The sequence below is a fragment of the Candidatus Accumulibacter phosphatis genome, assembly GCF_012939955.1.
Taxonomy (GTDB): domain Bacteria; phylum Pseudomonadota; class Gammaproteobacteria; order Burkholderiales; family Rhodocyclaceae; genus Accumulibacter; species Accumulibacter delftensis.
The window spans coordinates 22,238-36,134 of sequence record NZ_SPMY01000028.1 but is presented as its reverse complement, the minus strand read 5'-3'; the positions used below and the strand labels follow the sequence as shown (position 1 = coordinate 36,134).

General features: G+C 57.0%; 15 protein-coding genes. 10 read left to right on the top strand and 5 right to left on the bottom strand.

Annotated features, from left to right (window positions below; all coding sequences use genetic code 11):
- Nucleotides 1-356 precede the first annotated feature (356 nt).
- From E4Q23_RS10905 to E4Q23_RS10885, 5 genes are all read right to left on the bottom strand, one after another.
- The gene (locus tag E4Q23_RS10905) at nt 357-1,148 is read right to left on the bottom strand and encodes a hypothetical protein (RefSeq protein WP_169066662.1); all 792 of its coding nucleotides are present in this window, start codon (nt 1,146-1,148) and stop codon (nt 357-359) included.
- Between the two features lie 696 nt (nt 1,149-1,844).
- The gene (locus tag E4Q23_RS10900) at nt 1,845-2,132 is read right to left on the bottom strand and encodes an integration host factor subunit beta (RefSeq protein ID WP_169066661.1); all 288 of its coding nucleotides are present in this window, start codon (nt 2,130-2,132) and stop codon (nt 1,845-1,847) included.
- A 296-nt stretch (nt 2,133-2,428) separates the two neighbouring features.
- The gene (locus tag E4Q23_RS10895; RefSeq protein WP_169066660.1) at nt 2,429-3,328 is read right to left on the bottom strand and encodes a toll/interleukin-1 receptor domain-containing protein; all 900 of its coding nucleotides are present in this window, start codon (nt 3,326-3,328) and stop codon (nt 2,429-2,431) included.
- 584 nt (nt 3,329-3,912) lie between these two features.
- Nucleotides 3,913-4,470, bottom strand: coding sequence for a FlgO family outer membrane protein (locus E4Q23_RS10890; RefSeq protein ID WP_169066659.1), 558 nt, complete (start codon nt 4,468-4,470; stop codon nt 3,913-3,915).
- On the bottom strand, nt 4,470-5,201 hold the full coding sequence (locus E4Q23_RS10885) for a hypothetical protein (RefSeq protein WP_169066658.1): 732 nt from the start codon (nt 5,199-5,201) through the stop codon (nt 4,470-4,472). The genes E4Q23_RS10890 and E4Q23_RS10885 overlap by 1 nt, the downstream gene beginning before the upstream one ends.
- Nucleotides 5,202-5,664: 463 nt before the next feature.
- On the opposite strand from E4Q23_RS10885, the gene E4Q23_RS10880 reads away from it, so the two are divergent.
- The 10 genes from E4Q23_RS10880 to E4Q23_RS10835 all read left to right on the top strand — a co-directional run bounded on the left by E4Q23_RS10880 (nt 5,665) and on the right by E4Q23_RS10835 (nt 13,224).
- Nucleotides 5,665-7,011, top strand: a complete 1,347-nt coding sequence (locus tag E4Q23_RS10880; protein WP_169066657.1) for a tyrosine-type recombinase/integrase — start codon at nt 5,665-5,667, stop codon at nt 7,009-7,011.
- 9 nt (nt 7,012-7,020) lie between these two features.
- Entirely contained in the window at nt 7,021-7,308 is a 288-nt protein-coding gene (locus tag E4Q23_RS10875; protein WP_336511666.1) for a type II toxin-antitoxin system RelE/ParE family toxin, read from the top strand.
- A gap of 74 nt (nt 7,309-7,382) precedes the next feature.
- The gene (locus tag E4Q23_RS25215) at nt 7,383-7,604 is read left to right on the top strand and encodes a HigA family addiction module antitoxin (RefSeq protein ID WP_248595374.1); all 222 of its coding nucleotides are present in this window, start codon (nt 7,383-7,385) and stop codon (nt 7,602-7,604) included.
- A 50-nt stretch (nt 7,605-7,654) separates the two neighbouring features.
- Nucleotides 7,655-7,981, top strand: a complete 327-nt coding sequence (locus tag E4Q23_RS10865) for a type II toxin-antitoxin system RelE/ParE family toxin (protein ID WP_169066656.1) — start codon at nt 7,655-7,657, stop codon at nt 7,979-7,981.
- The gene (locus E4Q23_RS10860; RefSeq protein WP_169066655.1) at nt 7,978-8,295 is read left to right on the top strand and encodes an addiction module antidote protein; all 318 of its coding nucleotides are present in this window, start codon (nt 7,978-7,980) and stop codon (nt 8,293-8,295) included. The genes E4Q23_RS10865 and E4Q23_RS10860 overlap by 4 nt, the downstream gene beginning before the upstream one ends.
- Nucleotides 8,296-8,394: 99 nt before the next feature.
- Entirely contained in the window at nt 8,395-10,020 is a 1,626-nt protein-coding gene (locus E4Q23_RS10855) for a hypothetical protein (protein ID WP_169066654.1), read from the top strand.
- Nucleotides 10,021-10,217: 197 nt separating this feature from the next.
- On the top strand, nt 10,218-10,583 hold the full coding sequence (locus E4Q23_RS23800) for a hypothetical protein (protein WP_248595373.1): 366 nt from the start codon (nt 10,218-10,220) through the stop codon (nt 10,581-10,583).
- A gap of 45 nt (nt 10,584-10,628) precedes the next feature.
- The gene (locus tag E4Q23_RS10845; RefSeq protein WP_169066653.1) at nt 10,629-11,192 is read left to right on the top strand and encodes a ParB N-terminal domain-containing protein; all 564 of its coding nucleotides are present in this window, start codon (nt 10,629-10,631) and stop codon (nt 11,190-11,192) included.
- A 410-nt stretch (nt 11,193-11,602) separates the two neighbouring features.
- The gene (locus E4Q23_RS10840; protein WP_169066652.1) at nt 11,603-11,989 is read left to right on the top strand and encodes a hypothetical protein; all 387 of its coding nucleotides are present in this window, start codon (nt 11,603-11,605) and stop codon (nt 11,987-11,989) included.
- Nucleotides 11,989-13,224, top strand: a complete 1,236-nt coding sequence (locus E4Q23_RS10835; protein WP_169066651.1) for a DNA-primase RepB domain-containing protein — start codon at nt 11,989-11,991, stop codon at nt 13,222-13,224. The genes E4Q23_RS10840 and E4Q23_RS10835 overlap by 1 nt, the downstream gene beginning before the upstream one ends.
- Nucleotides 13,225-13,897 lie beyond the last annotated feature (673 nt).

The window sequence follows — 13,897 nt, the reverse complement described above, 5'->3', positions numbered from 1 at the left end:
ATCCGTCGGGGTGGGGCAAATTGCGCCTGCCGCATGAAGTAGGACGGGGATAGGGGGAGTTCGCGCCCAAAATGGCGGGATTAGTCATATAGTATATTAGCAGTTACTAATAGTGCACCAACGCCCCCTCAAGCAGCACATCAGGCTGGCTCCATTCGTCACACTCATTTCGGTTGCCCAAAAGACGAGAGTAGACCTGATTTCAGAGGGGTTTACAAGCTCTTGTCATAAGCCCATGAAAGTTAACGATTTTTCAATTGCCGAGTATGACGAAGGGAACTATGCTATCCGAGTGTCGAGGCCCTGGTGCTGGGAGCGGACGGGGAGCGCCCCCGGATACTCCGGATACTCGCAGATCAAAAAGGCAATTCATTCCCGGTAATGTCTTTTACTACCGAGTAGCTTTTTGCATACGATCGTTCAAGCATTCCCTTCTCACTGAGGAACTTCAAGTAGTAGTGGATCGCTATCTGCGGGGCTTCGTTGAACACCGATTCGACCCTGAATCTCCCGGAGATGGCATCAAGGACATCGTCGGCATGGAAATCATTCCCCTGGTTATTGTGAACGAATTCTCGATAGACGAATAATTGCCAGACTCTGCTGGAGACACCGAAGCTGTTGTCACCAGTTACGCGGCGGCCGATTACAGTTTTCACATCTTCTAGGGAAACTAATTCGTCGAGGGAAGAATTCAACAAGTCCAGCTCGGTTGCTAGTTTTTGGCTGTCGGTTAGCCTCAGATAGCTCTCATGATTCTCCTTGGTTTTCTCGCGGATTAGAAATAATCGCTCTTTTGCCTTTCCCAATTCTTCTTCGGCTTCCGCTCGTGCTGCATCGTATAAGCGCTCGCACTTCGAGTTGATCAACCACGAGCGGTTGTGGCTAGAAGACGTGACCAGCTTTTCTATTTCATCCATGCTTGGAATTGCATTTTCTGGGTCGAGGTAAATTTCCATGACTGGATGCCCCAGCTGTTTCAATTTAGCCAGTTTTTCATCATCAACAAAATGGGTCACCGCGATTTCTATCAGAAGCAGCCTTCCGCCCGCGGAAGCGACGATGTCAGGCACGACACCTGAAAACTCCCTGACTTCCTGTGCGACGCTCTCAAGCGCAACTTCCTTCTCTCCGATGTATTTGGACACCGCAGCCTCGGCTTGAGTCTCTTTGTCGTACAGAGTGATCGTGGCAGATATCGATGGGACGAGAACCCTCTTGGTTTTTTTGGAGTACCTGCTTCGCGGCGAGATGGAGAGCAGATTCGTAGCCGGTGGAGCAACCGGTATTTGCCAGATGTGAGAAGTATTTCCGGCGCTCGGGACTCTTAGGATGATTTGCGACGAGCCTAGCTCCGCAACCCGGGCAGGTGCAATTGCAACTTAGACCACGTTTAACGTCACACGGAGAAACAAGTTCGTCTCCTCGAAGTCCGAAAGGGACTGTGAGCATGTCCATTCGAATGGCTCCGGATTATTTTGACAGACGGCAGGAGGTTTCTGACGAGTTGGCTGCTGTTTAGACGGTTCGGTTTTTGGGGACTGCAACAGCCGGTTCTGGCCTCGTCCCCTTGGCATCTGAATCCAATTCTACCCCTCGGGACTGCAGGGTGACGCTGACGGCGGTCTCTCAAGCCACCACAACGGTAGGGCTATCAGGGACGGCTTTCGGCGACGTCGCTACACGAGGGGTGACCAGCAGCTTTGGCCCGACGAGAAGGCGTTTCGCTGGCTTACCGGAATGCTCGCCAACCGGGGCAATGGTGCCGCCAGAACGCCGACCAGCCCAGATGCCAATACAGGACCCCGCCCCGCCGCACACGCACATGGCCTCCCCGCAGGCATCTACTCCGTCGCCCTCTCGACGCGCTCGCGCATCTCTTTACCGGCGGTGAAGTCAGGCACATATTTCGCTGGGACCGCGACCGCTTCTCCACTTTTTGGGTTGCGCCCGGTGCGTCCTGGACGGTGGCTCAACGCGAAGCTTCCGAAGCCACGGATTTCGACGCGATGACCCTGTGACAGCGAGTGCTCGATTGCGCCAAGAATTTCCTTGACCGCTATTTCCGCGTCCTTCGCTGTCAAAGTTGGAAAGTGTGAGGCGATGGCTGCGATTAGCTCAGAGCGTGTCATGAGTCGCATTCTACATGTCTGTCATTCGATGCGGAGGGTGGTCGGCAGGTCTGAACAGCGTCTGATCCTAGCGCTCATGGCCCACCAACACCCAAAGCGGGTTTCATACCATGACGGCAACCGGCCCCTCCAGCCGACGCAGTCGCGCTGACCCTGCACACCGCAATACTTGCCCAACGCATATTTCCTGGGCGGCCAGCGATGCTCATGGGGCAGGTTCGCCCAGCAAACGGTGCCGCTTGCGATTGTGATTGCACGCGATCTCACTCTACTCGTTCGGCGTTGTCGACTTTCCTTCACTGTCTTAGCGTTCCGCGATATGCCAGTTCGTTATGCGGATTCAAAAGGAGCGTTGGAGGTGCGGCACCGAGGTCCACCATAAACGGAGTGTCGCCGCCAGTGCTGAGAATCTGCTTATCGATTTGAGTCAACTCGACATCGACTGTACCTATCCTATCGTATGAAGAGGTCGCGCGAACTCTATTGGGTCCCAACTTGCGAACGGTCACCCCTATGTGTGTGCGTGAACTGCCTCTTGAGTCCGATATTACTTCGCCCCAATAATCACCGACGACTGCATCCGCAAGTTCCACGAGCACCTTGGCTGGGGCTTGTGTCGCGGTCGATAGTTCAGACGAAGCTTGCTGTCGAGGCTGTACGGCTTGCTTGGATGAATCGGTGTTGTCAGGCAAGACGGCGTACACGCTCGCGACAAGTATGACGACCACGGCGACCGCAAGGAGGGTGAGGTGCCGGCCGCGTCCTTTCGCCGCTTCGGCAGAGGTCCGCGTGGGCGACACTGTGTCTCCGCCGACGATGCTGTCAACACCTCGGCAGACCGCCCGGAAACCATCGTGAGAGGGATCGCCAGTCCAACCTGACAAGTCGGCAGTGTGCCTTCTGCGAAACTCGAGAGGGAGTCTTGTGCCATCTATGTTTGCTGGCAGCAGGATGCCGCGCTCCGAGGCCGAGGCAGCTTCGTTCTTCACCCACTCGGAACCGATGGATTCTCGCGACCAAAGTACTACAACGCTCCTTGCAGCATCCAGTTCTTTCTCGATTGCGTGGTCGAACGCTTGACCGGTAAGTATCTCGCGATCCCACCAAACAGATCGGCCGACGGCGCGTAGTGCGGTCGCCAGTGTTTGGGCACTCTCTCGATCTTTTGATGAGTAACTGATGAAGACGTCTGCCATATTGTTCACTCAACCGGGATGCGATCCAGCGCCGCGCGTTGGATGGACTGCTTGAACGTACGCGTGAGGTCCAACGAATAGCGCTTCTCCGTCGCCATAGAAACGCTACGCTCAACCGTCGGTAGTTCACAGCGGATCGACCTGCTTTACGGGACAGCCGCGATGACGGTTCCTCCCGGGATTGTAAGCTTGGACTGCACGAGGTCGATCATTTTCCATGAAGCCAGCAGTAGATCGACGTTCGACAAGCCACCAGAAGCCTGCCAAGCCGAGGTGTCTCTACGGGATCCAGCAGCACACGCACATGAACGCACCGCTGCCCGCACCAGCCCCAACCCACCCCCCAGCTCGGTATAGGCCCGGTCACCCGCCCCAAACGCAAAAAGCCCAGCCGCGAGGGCTGGGCGAAGCGCTTGTACTACTAGGAATTTTCTGTGGCTCCCCGACCTGGGCTCGAACCAGGGACCTACGGATTAACATTTGCCCTCAGCCCGGGCGCCAACTCGCCAAGGCTGAGGATTCCGATTACCCGTGAGAAACGGAGCATCGAAACTGAGCCAATCCCAGATTCTGCATCAGCTTCCTCACTTGGCACGACCTAGCATGACGCGTGTTTCACTGTTGTACGGAAGAACATAGTCATAGGCTGCCACAATGATGTTGTTACCCGGCTGCACGATTTTCATGTTGATGAAGACGGCTTCGCCACTCGTTCCATACGTCCCCACGATCACGGCCTGCGCGTCGTGCGAGCGAGCGATTTCGTTGATTTCTCGGGTAAGAAGGAGTTCGCCAGCGCTCTTCTTCATATAGACGTTGCTCCGGAACTTCATCTCGACAACGCTGAAACCTCGCTGGGAAAAACGGGCCGACACCTGCTCCGAGATCAGCCGGCCGAGCGTGGACGACTGTTCGAGCAGATCAATATTCACAACGGTGGCAACGATGAGCGGGCCGCCATAGGCTTGACTCTTGAACTGTTCCATCAACGCATCGGCGGCGCGGTAGTTGGCGGCGATGAATTCGCTCTTGTCGACAGACGCATAGCTAGGTTCGGGCGCACGATTGACGTTGTCGTTGTACGCACAGCCCGTTAGCAAGGCGATGGTCGCCAAGCCGCCAATCAGGAGCACCTTGGGCATCATTGCCCTCCCCTGACCGTGATGGTATGCAGGACCGGCGCGGTGGCCGCCTTGTAAAGCATCTCGTCAGAGTCTGCAATGTAGTAGACGTTGGTTGCACGACCAAGGTACTGCGTGGCATCGCTAGCCGAGATGGTGATGATCACTTCGTATTGTGGTGTTGGTCCGGAAGCGAGTTCAGAGGTTGACCAGCGGGTGGCGTCGAAGGCCACGGCGGCCAGGGCACCGGCAGCACCCGGCGAGGTGCCTACCCACAGACCACCCAGGGCCCATAAGCCGGCATAGATGGCGGTCGCGCTGGTGAACGTACCGTCAAGACGCCGCGGTGAAAACTTGACGATTTGGATGTCGAAGTCCACTTCCTTCGCTCCGGCCGGCTGCTTGGCGACGTTGACGCCTTCATTGACAAGCGACGTGATCAACTGGGTACGGAATGCCTGTGCGAATGCTGAGGCTTCCTTGGGAAGCTGCACATAAACGAAGCCGCAGTCCGGTTGTGGCGCGATACAACCCCGGCCTAGTCTTAGCGGGTCGATTAGGGTTTTGGCGCTGTGCGCGGCAATGGCGTTCCAGTGTGCGCCGGCCTGCAACTTGACCTGCTTGGTGGTGGCGAAGTTGCTTGGAATTGGCGCTTCACTGTATTGCGTCGCGCATGCTGCCAAAATGGCACTCGCACCAATCGCAAGGGGAAGGCTGAAAGGACGAACGTACTGATCCGGCGATCTGGGCATATTCCCCCCTGAGGTCGTGTGTTTTTCTTAGCAGGCGCCAATCATAGCAGCCCTCAAACGTTACCGGGCACCCCTTAATCCGTAGCACAGATCGGCTGCACTCACCGCGCCGCCACCAGAAGCCTGTGACCCCGCCAGCCCCCCGACCCACCCCCAGCTCGGTATAGGCCCGGACGCCCGCCCCAAACGCAAAAAGCCCAACCGCGGGGGCTGGGCTAAGCGCTTGTACTACTAGGAATTTTCTGTGGCTCCCCGACCTGGGCTCGAACCAGGGACCTACGGATTAACAGTTCGCAAAAAACAGCGTTTTTCTACGTTGAACCGAGTTCGCGAACACTGCTAAATCCGCGTTTTTTCAACATGTTGGCGAAATTAGACGTTGCACGACGTTGAAGCACATGTCTATAATCTGCTTACTGTGCGCTTACCAGAATCAACTGGCAGGCTGACAACGGGGGCAGACATGAACGACAACAAGGTGAACTTCACTGCTGGCAGAGTCGCGGCTTTCCGCTGCGAGGAAAGTAAGCCGGCCGCGTTTCTGTGGGACGCCAGCGCAAGCGGACTTGGCCTGAAGGCGTCCGCCGGAGGTTCAAAACGCTACGTTCTGCAAAGCCGGCTTGAGTCTGGTGCCACCGTCCGGCTGACGATTGGCGACCCGAGGACGTGGACGCTAGCCGCCGCCCGCGACGAAGCCCGCCGACTGCAAACGCTGATCGACCAGGGAATAGACCCGCGCCAAGAGAAGGCCGACCGAATCGCGGCCGCTGACGCCAAGCGCGCCGAGGACGAAGCCAAACGAGTCGAGGCGCAGCGAATCGAGGCACCTGCCTTTGAAGCCTGGCAAGCATACCTCGTGGCACGTGCGCCGAAGTGGGGTGAGCGCACCTTGCTTGATCATCAGCGCCTTGTTGATCCCGGCGGGAAACCCAAGACCCGAGGCCGCCGGCCCGGCGAGGGCGACACGACGATGCCCGGCGCACTTCTGGCCTTGCTGGATCGCCCCCTGGAACAGATAACCGCCGACTGCGTGCGCGCCTGGCTGAAAGACGAGGCAGCCAAACGACCGACACAAGCAGCGCTTGCTTTCCGTCTGCTGCGTGCCTTCCTGAACTGGTGCAGCGATCGCCCCGAGTACCGCGATCAGGCACATGTGGACGCCTGCGGCAGTCGTATGGCGAAAAACGAGCTGCCGAAGAAGATTGCCAAGGATGATTGCTTGCAGCGCGAGCAGTTGCCGTCGTGGTTCGCCACGGTGCGCCGGATACAGAATCCTGTCATTGCCGCCTATCTGCAAACGGCGTTGCTGACGGGAGCGCGCCGGGAGGAAGTGGCGGGCATCCGGTGGAAGGATGTCGATTTCCAGTGGAAATCCCTGACCATCGGCGACAAGGTGCAAGGCAATCGCACTATTCCGATGACGCCCTTTGTCGCTTCGCTGCTCGCCGCCCTGCCCCGCCGCAATGAATGGGTATTCTCAAGCCCTGCCGCCGCGTCTGGCAGGCTGCAAGAGCCGCGCATCCAGCACAACAAGGCACTGATTGCCGCGGGCCTCCCAAACGTCACCATTCACGGCCTGCGCCGCTCGTTCGGTACGCTGGCGGAATGGGTAGAATGCCCCGCCGGAGTCTCAGCGCAAATCATGGGACACGCGCCGAGCGCGACTGCCGAGAAGCATTACCGCGTTCGCCCGCTCGACCTGCTGCGCATGTGGCACACGAAGATCGAGGCCTGGATTCTGACTGAAGCGGGTATCGAGCAGCCCGGCGAATCCGACGCGGGTTTGCGTGTCGTGCAGAATCAATTGTAAAGCGGCGATATACAGACTAGGATTACTTCGTTCCGCCACAAAGGGCTGGAAGCGTTCTTCCGCTCTGGCACGCAAGCTGGAATACAGCCGATTCACGCCAAGCGCCTACGGGAAATGCTGGCCGCCCTGCACGCCGCCGCCGCGCCTGACGACCTTGCCCGCCCTTCCTGGTGTCTGCATGGCCTGTCCGGCAAGCTCGCCGGCTTTCATGCGATGACGGTTCAGGCGAATTGGCGGCTGGTTTTACGGTTCGACGGAACGGACGTGGACCTGCTCGACTACATCGACTATCACTGAGGCCCGACACATGGACATGCACAACCCCGCGCCCCCCCGGCGACCTGCTCGCCGGCTGGCTGGACGACCTCGACATGAACGTGACTGCGTTCGCTGCACACGTGGGCATAAGCCGCGTCATGCTTTCTCGCATCCTGCACGGGCACGCCGCCATCACCGCCGACATGGACCTGCGCTTGCACGAAGCATTGGGCACCTCGCCCGGCTACTGGCTACGGCTGCAGGCGCAACGCGACTTGTGGACCGCTGGCGAGCGCGCCAAGGAACGCGCGCCGGTGGCACGAATCGCGGCTTGACGGGGTTTGTGACGCCTGCGAAACTTGTGTAACATATACGTTACACACTTATGTTCGACCTTCTCGACTACCAGATGGCAGACGGCCGCGACCCGTTCAAAGAATGGCTCGCAGACCTAGCAGACAGGCAGGCACGCGCAAGGGTGGCCGTCCGGGTGCAGCGCATGGCCGCTGGCAACTTCGGCGACCACAAGCCGCTGAGCGATGGAGTATGGGAACTGAAGATAGACCACGGCCCCGGCTACCGGGTGTATTACGCTCAGGCAGGCCGCCGAGTGCTGTTACTGCTGATCGGTGGCGACAAGCGCCGGCAGCAAGCCGACATCGCAACCGCTGTCCGCTACTGGCAAGACTGGAAAATGAGGAACGCACAATGAAAGCCGCCCGCCCCCACGATGACGCAATGGTGGAACTGCTCCGCGAAGATCCGGCTTTTGCCGATGAATACCTGGCTGCTGCGCTGGAAGAGGCCGATGAACCCGGCGGGCGCCAATGCCTGCTCCGCGCCCTGCGCCATGTCGCCCAAGCGCAAGGCATGGAGGAGGTAGCAGAACGCGCCGGCCTGCGCCGTGAAAGCCTTTACCGCGCGCTGTCTCCCAAGGGGAATCCGACACTTGAAACGCTGCTGGCCGTCCTGTCCGCGGCGGGTCTGCGTCTGGCCGTGGCTCGACGCGAAGAACACCCAGCCTGATCGAATTTGCCGCGCCTATCCCGACGGGGAGAAAACCGGGCTTCTTCCCGGCTGGCGCGGCACCCCTACTTGAAGGAGCGCAAAGAAGGAGCGCCGAGCATGAACGTCGTATTCCGTATCAACGGCCGCGAGGCTATCCCGGTCCGTGCCATTCCCTACATGGCAGAAACAACCGTATCTGCTGACGTTCTCGTTCGCGGACTATTGCGCTTCGACCCAATACACCCCCTATACGGGCTTTCCGCCTATGAACTGCTCGCCTATGGCGCTGGCCGCAAGATGGAACATCTGGAGTGGCGCCCCTTCGCAATCAAGTTGCAGGCGTTGCATGACGGGCTGGAAAGGCGGCAGCGTAACGGCGAACTGACATCTGCCGAAGCGACTGCCAAGTGGAAACGGGAATCAGCGAAAACCTTGCCGGCTGGTGTGTTTCTGTGGAAAGACGACTTCGCAGCGGAACACTTGAGGCGTTACCGTCGCTTATCCAACGAAGAGCTATTTGAGAATCGAGCCAACTGGGTTGAACGGATGAAGGAATTGATTTCGTCCCCGGACGATGGCGAAACTGCTGAGCTAATGGCTGCCAATGGGATGCCGGAAGACTGGCGAGAGGAATTGCAGAAGAGCATTGACGAAAGAGCCGCGGAGGAACCGTTTAATCCCGAGAATTTTTTCATCTATGTGCCCAGCAGCTCTTCTCCAAACGCTGACGAAACCCCGGCCGATGTAAGTTACGCCCCGGTGATCGACCAAGACGAAATAGCCACAGTGGTCGACGGTTTCGCGGAAATCTTCAGGGCGAAACCGTCGAGTGCAAGAACGCAGATGATGCACGCAGAGGACGGCGGAGATCTAGTGCAAATGTTTGAAAAGTGGTTCGACAAGCCGCTATCCGTTCTTCCGGTAAAGCAGCGACCCTACGCTGATACTTACATCCCAAAATGGCCTGAACTATCCGCTGTGGAGCGACGCGTTTGCGCTATTGAGGCCGACAGGAAGGCGCAGGAAACCATCGCCTTGCGATTCCAGCAAGCACACCGCGAGCAGGAAAGCTTGGCGTCAAGCCCACTTTCCCAGCGCACCATGCGCGACGCTTTTCATCAATTTGCAGGAGGAAACCCTGTGGAAGATCACCCCCAATCCAGATTCGAGGAAGTCAACTTATCAGACGAGCAGTGTATCGAGCTTGCACAAAAGGGAGCGCTGACCATACGAGATTGGCGCGCTTTAACTGGCTTTGGGCGCGGATGGGCCGTAGCGTATCTCATAAAAAGCGAGGGAGTCTTTTTCAGAAAATGGACTCATGAAGACATGTCGGAGTGGCCTGATGACGAGCGAGACGAGATGGAAGATCATAACTTGACTGACCCTTTGTTATTTCCATGTACTCCGGTAAAGCTTATCGACTTTGTCGATACCGCTCCTCATGAACTTGCTGGATTCGACGTGCCGGTGGCGTTTCGACACGCGGTAAGAAATAGCGCGATATCCCGTAAGGCGGAAGCAGCAGATTGGAGGGAAGCTGCCCGTGCCGTCGCTGACGAGTTTTTTGATCACGACACGGAAAACAAATGTCGCGATAGTCTAGATGGATACTCAGCGCGAGTCATGGACGAATTGCAGCTCCGGAAAATTCATGGTCCACGTGGCCTCATCGACAACAAGAGAACGGTTCAGCGTGATGCCCTTCAAGGTGACAAGTGGTGGAAGTACAAGAAAAAGTAACGCTCCGTGGAAAACGGGAAAAACGGGAAAAACGGGAATCCCGCGTTTTCCCGTTTTCTCATTGATCTGAAACCCCAAAAACCCAGTAACAGCAAGGCTTTAGAAGCTTTGCCGCTATCTGCTTGAGCGTTTCCATTCACGTTTTCCCGCATTGAAAGTTATTCCATACCGCACAAGCGGGAAACTGGAGTAACTCAATGACTAAGACTCAATCCGTGTCGAGCAATCGCTTGACTGAAAAACTCAGCACTGAAGAACTGGCAAATCGTCTGAGGAATCGGCCGCAGACCGCGCGCGCCGCATATTGCCGAGACGGGCATTATCTCGGGATGGTTCCTGCCAAACTTCCGAGTGGTCGCCTTCTCTGGGATGCTGCGGAAGTCGAGGCGCTGCTTACCGGAGAAGCCGTCCAGGCTAACCCGGCCGCCATCAAGGAGCACCTCGCCCGTAAGGCCGCGAACCCTGCAAGACTTCCCGAGCACATTGCCCGAAAAGTCGCAGCCAAACGCTTGAGAGTTCCCACGGCCACAGTTCAGGCAGTGACCTCTAGCGAGGTGGCCTAATGAACGCCGCTTCCAATATCGCCAAAGACATCGAACCAAAAAAAAGTGGACAAGAGCAATTTTCTTGTCAAAGACGTTCAGGTAGCAAAAGAGAACGACCTTCTGTATGACCGATTCGGGATCGCGAACCTTGACGATCGAGAGCTAACGCTCTCTATTCACGAGAACGGAATACAGGAACCTTTGACGCTATCGGCCGATTGCGTGCTTCTAAGTGGCCACCGACGGCTCGCCGCTGCTAAGTACCTCGGCTTGCGGACGGTCCCAGTTCGAGTCGTGGATGCTCTATTCAACAGTTTGACAGGTACTGAGCGACTTGCGACTTTGAGGAGATACAACCAACAAAGGGAGAAGTCGCCCAGCGAGCGCATCAGGGAAAAGCTGCTCGCAATCGACCCCAAGAAAGCACATATCGCCCTATTGCGCCGAAGAATAGAAGACCATGCGATGGCGGGCGCGGTCGAGTCCAATGTGAAGCTTGGAAACTCCAAAAAAGCGCGCACGGATAACAACCATGCAATTTCTCGATTCTGTGAAACACATCATCCAAGAGAACAAGCCATATTGGCCACTGACGGACAGGCGAGTCCACTATCTGCTCTTAAATAACCCACCGCTAAGACACGATAAGAAGCCAGGTTCCAAATATCTTAATGATAAAGGTTCGTACAAAGCGCTGACCAGCCTGCTGCTACGGGCACGGCTAACTGGCGGCATTCCTTGGCAGGCAATCGAGGACTCAACCAGACCAATCCAACTTGGCGGTGGGTTTTCCACTTTTGAGGATTTCGTCCTGCAGCAAACAGAGCGATTTCTGACCGGATACAGCAGAAATCTAATGCAAGGCCAGACGCAACACCTCGAAATCATGCTGGAAAAAAAATGCGTTGCGAACAGTCATCGAATCAGTTGCACGGGAGTACTGCATTCCTGTCACCACTGGCCGCGGATTCTCGTCACTGTCACCACGCTATGACCTTTACCGACGGTTCAGGCAATCAGGCAAGTCGAAACTCGTCTTGCTGATGATGACTGACTTTGACCCTGATGGTGAGGAAATCGCGGCGTCCTTTGCGCGCTCTCTACGCGACGACTTCGGACTGACGAGCATTCACGCCGTCAAGGTGGCATTAACTGCGGAGGATGTGAGAAATCATGACTTGCCGAGTGACATGGACGCGAAACAGTCAAGCCCGAACTATGAGAAATTCGTCGCCAATCATGGTGTAAAGGTAGTCGAACTAGATGCCGCCCCGGTCGAACTGTTGCAATCGAAGCTGCGTGAAGCTATCGAGTCGGTGATTGACATTGACGAGTTCAATGCACAGACAGCCCTTGAGGCAGAGGACGCGGCCAACATCGAAGCGCACAGGCGGGTCGTCTTAGATGCCATAGGGGGTGTCTGATGCGTCCCGATCTGATCGCAGCACAAGCGTTTTTGACCGCCCTTGACGCGGGCTCGGACTCCTGGAGCTTCCAGACCTTTGCCGACGACGGTAGCGGCCGACAGGAACTCATCCGACTCCTGCACGGCAGTCTAGATAACCACGGTGCCACCCTCGAAAAGCTCAACGATCAGGGGGCAGGCGTCTTCGTCACCGTAAATAAAACGGACGGGCGCGGCCGGAAAAAATCCAACATAACGCGCGTCAATGCGCTGTTCGTCGACTTGGATGGCGCACCAATCGAGCCGGTACGTAACTCCCGGCCGCCACCCCATATCGTCGTTGAAAGTAGTCCTGGCAGATACCATGCCTATTGGCGCGTCAGTGACTGCTCAGTGGACGCCTGCGAGCCTGCGCTAAAGGAACTGATCCAGCGATTCGACGGCGACAAGTCTTGCTGTGACCGTAGCCGCGTCTTGCGCCTGCCTGGCTTTTTGCATCGGAAAGGTGGCCCGTTTCCAGTGCGCATTATTGACACTTCGCTAGGCGAATACAGTCTTGATGATTTTGGATTGACCGCAACCTACAGAAGAGCACAGAGGAATCAGAAGTCATCTTCAGTCCCTTCTGTCTCTTCTGTCTCTTCTGTCTCTTCTGTCTCTTCTGTAGGTGAGGAGATTATTCACTATCAGCCGGAATCGGTCGGACAGCGCAACAGATGCCTGTTCGCCTTAGCGCGCTACCTTCGCGGTGTAGCGCCGGATGCAACTAGGAAGGAGCTGCGCGAGATAGTACAGCAGTGGCATAAGCTCGCGCTACCGGTAATTGGCACCGCTGATTTTTCGGAGTCATGGGGTGACTTCCTGCGATCATGGGAGTCGGTACACACCCCGCATGGATCGGTATTGAATTCGATATTGAAGAAAATTGAGATGGCAGACGAAATCCCCGCAAACATCGCCGCGCTTGGTTATCAGGAGAAGGCCTACAGGCTAATCTGCATCTGCGAGCTACTCCAGCGACATGCCGGCGATAAGCCCTTCTTCCTGGCCGCCAGACAAGCCGGCGAGTTGATTGACGCTCATTTCACTGACGCCTCAAAGATACTGTACGCCCTCGTGGCAGATGGCGTGCTCGAACTGGTCAGGCGTGGAGCTGGAAAAGTTGCGAGCCGTTACCGCTACATCTGGCCGGCAAACGCAGCGGCGGCTGACGAGGGCGATCACAGTCGACGTGCTGACCAGGAAGCTGCGTGACGCGGTCCCGGATGTCGAGCACGACCGACGATACCAGGATGGCGCACCCTGGCAGTCTGCAAGCCGCCGCGCGCGCCGGACGGGTTCACAGCACGACGTCTGCCGTAAGCAATGGAGCCTGCTCGATGACCGCGAGATCGTTGACAGGCGCTGGGCGAACTGCTGGATGGCGGTTGGTAGCTGCACTCTGCCCAGAGCGCCGGGTTTCAGATTCGTACTCATGCGCGTTACCGGGTGAATCCTGATTATGGCGGGGTATAGTTTCGCTTTGCCAACCGCAAAGGCACGAACCCATGCTCACGGTTTAGGACCGCGCTTGCCTGTAAACAAGGTCTTGGCCTGGTTCTGGATCGCCCTTTTTCAACTGCTCCATGGACCGCATGAACGCCGCGTTCCCGGCCTTGTGATCGTCGCCAGCGCTCGCGAGGCTGCCAGACCCACTTCGCCTTGAAGTCGGCGGGTACCTTCCGCATCTTCCCTTTGCTCATCGCTTCTCGCCCCTTCTGGCATCCGACAGCTTAAACCATTATTACAAAATGGGATAACGCTATACCGGCGACTTGTCGCCACCTTCTGCTGCAGAAAGCTGCTAGAATTGATCTCGTGCGGGGGCAAAATTCGGCTTCATGCCGTGTGAGCCGCCGGCCTCGGCCGACGGGTCCTATACCTCCCA

Excerpts from the sequence above, each read along its gene's own strand:
- E4Q23_RS10900 (WP_169066661.1), bottom strand. The coding sequence starts at position 2,132 with ATGACACGCTCTGAGCTAATCGCAGCCATCGCCTCACACTTTCCAACT.
- E4Q23_RS10855 (WP_169066654.1), top strand. The coding sequence starts at position 8,395 with ATGAACGTCGTATTCCGTATCAACGGCCGCGAGGCTATCCCGGTCCGT.
- E4Q23_RS10860 (WP_169066655.1), top strand. The coding sequence starts at position 7,978 with ATGAAAGCCGCCCGCCCCCACGATGACGCAATGGTGGAACTGCTCCGC.
- E4Q23_RS10895 (WP_169066660.1), bottom strand. The coding sequence starts at position 3,328 with ATGGCAGACGTCTTCATCAGTTACTCATCAAAAGATCGAGAGAGTGCC.
- E4Q23_RS25215 (WP_248595374.1), top strand. The coding sequence starts at position 7,383 with ATGAACGTGACTGCGTTCGCTGCACACGTGGGCATAAGCCGCGTCATG.
- E4Q23_RS10885 (WP_169066658.1), bottom strand. The coding sequence starts at position 5,201 with ATGCCCAGATCGCCGGATCAGTACGTTCGTCCTTTCAGCCTTCCCCTT.
- E4Q23_RS10835 (WP_169066651.1), top strand. The coding sequence starts at position 11,989 with ATGCGTCCCGATCTGATCGCAGCACAAGCGTTTTTGACCGCCCTTGAC.
- E4Q23_RS10890 (WP_169066659.1), bottom strand. The coding sequence starts at position 4,470 with ATGCCCAAGGTGCTCCTGATTGGCGGCTTGGCGACCATCGCCTTGCTA.
- E4Q23_RS10880 (WP_169066657.1), top strand. The coding sequence starts at position 5,665 with ATGAACGACAACAAGGTGAACTTCACTGCTGGCAGAGTCGCGGCTTTC.
- E4Q23_RS23800 (WP_248595373.1), top strand. The coding sequence starts at position 10,218 with ATGACTAAGACTCAATCCGTGTCGAGCAATCGCTTGACTGAAAAACTC.
- E4Q23_RS10865 (WP_169066656.1), top strand. The coding sequence starts at position 7,655 with ATGTTCGACCTTCTCGACTACCAGATGGCAGACGGCCGCGACCCGTTC.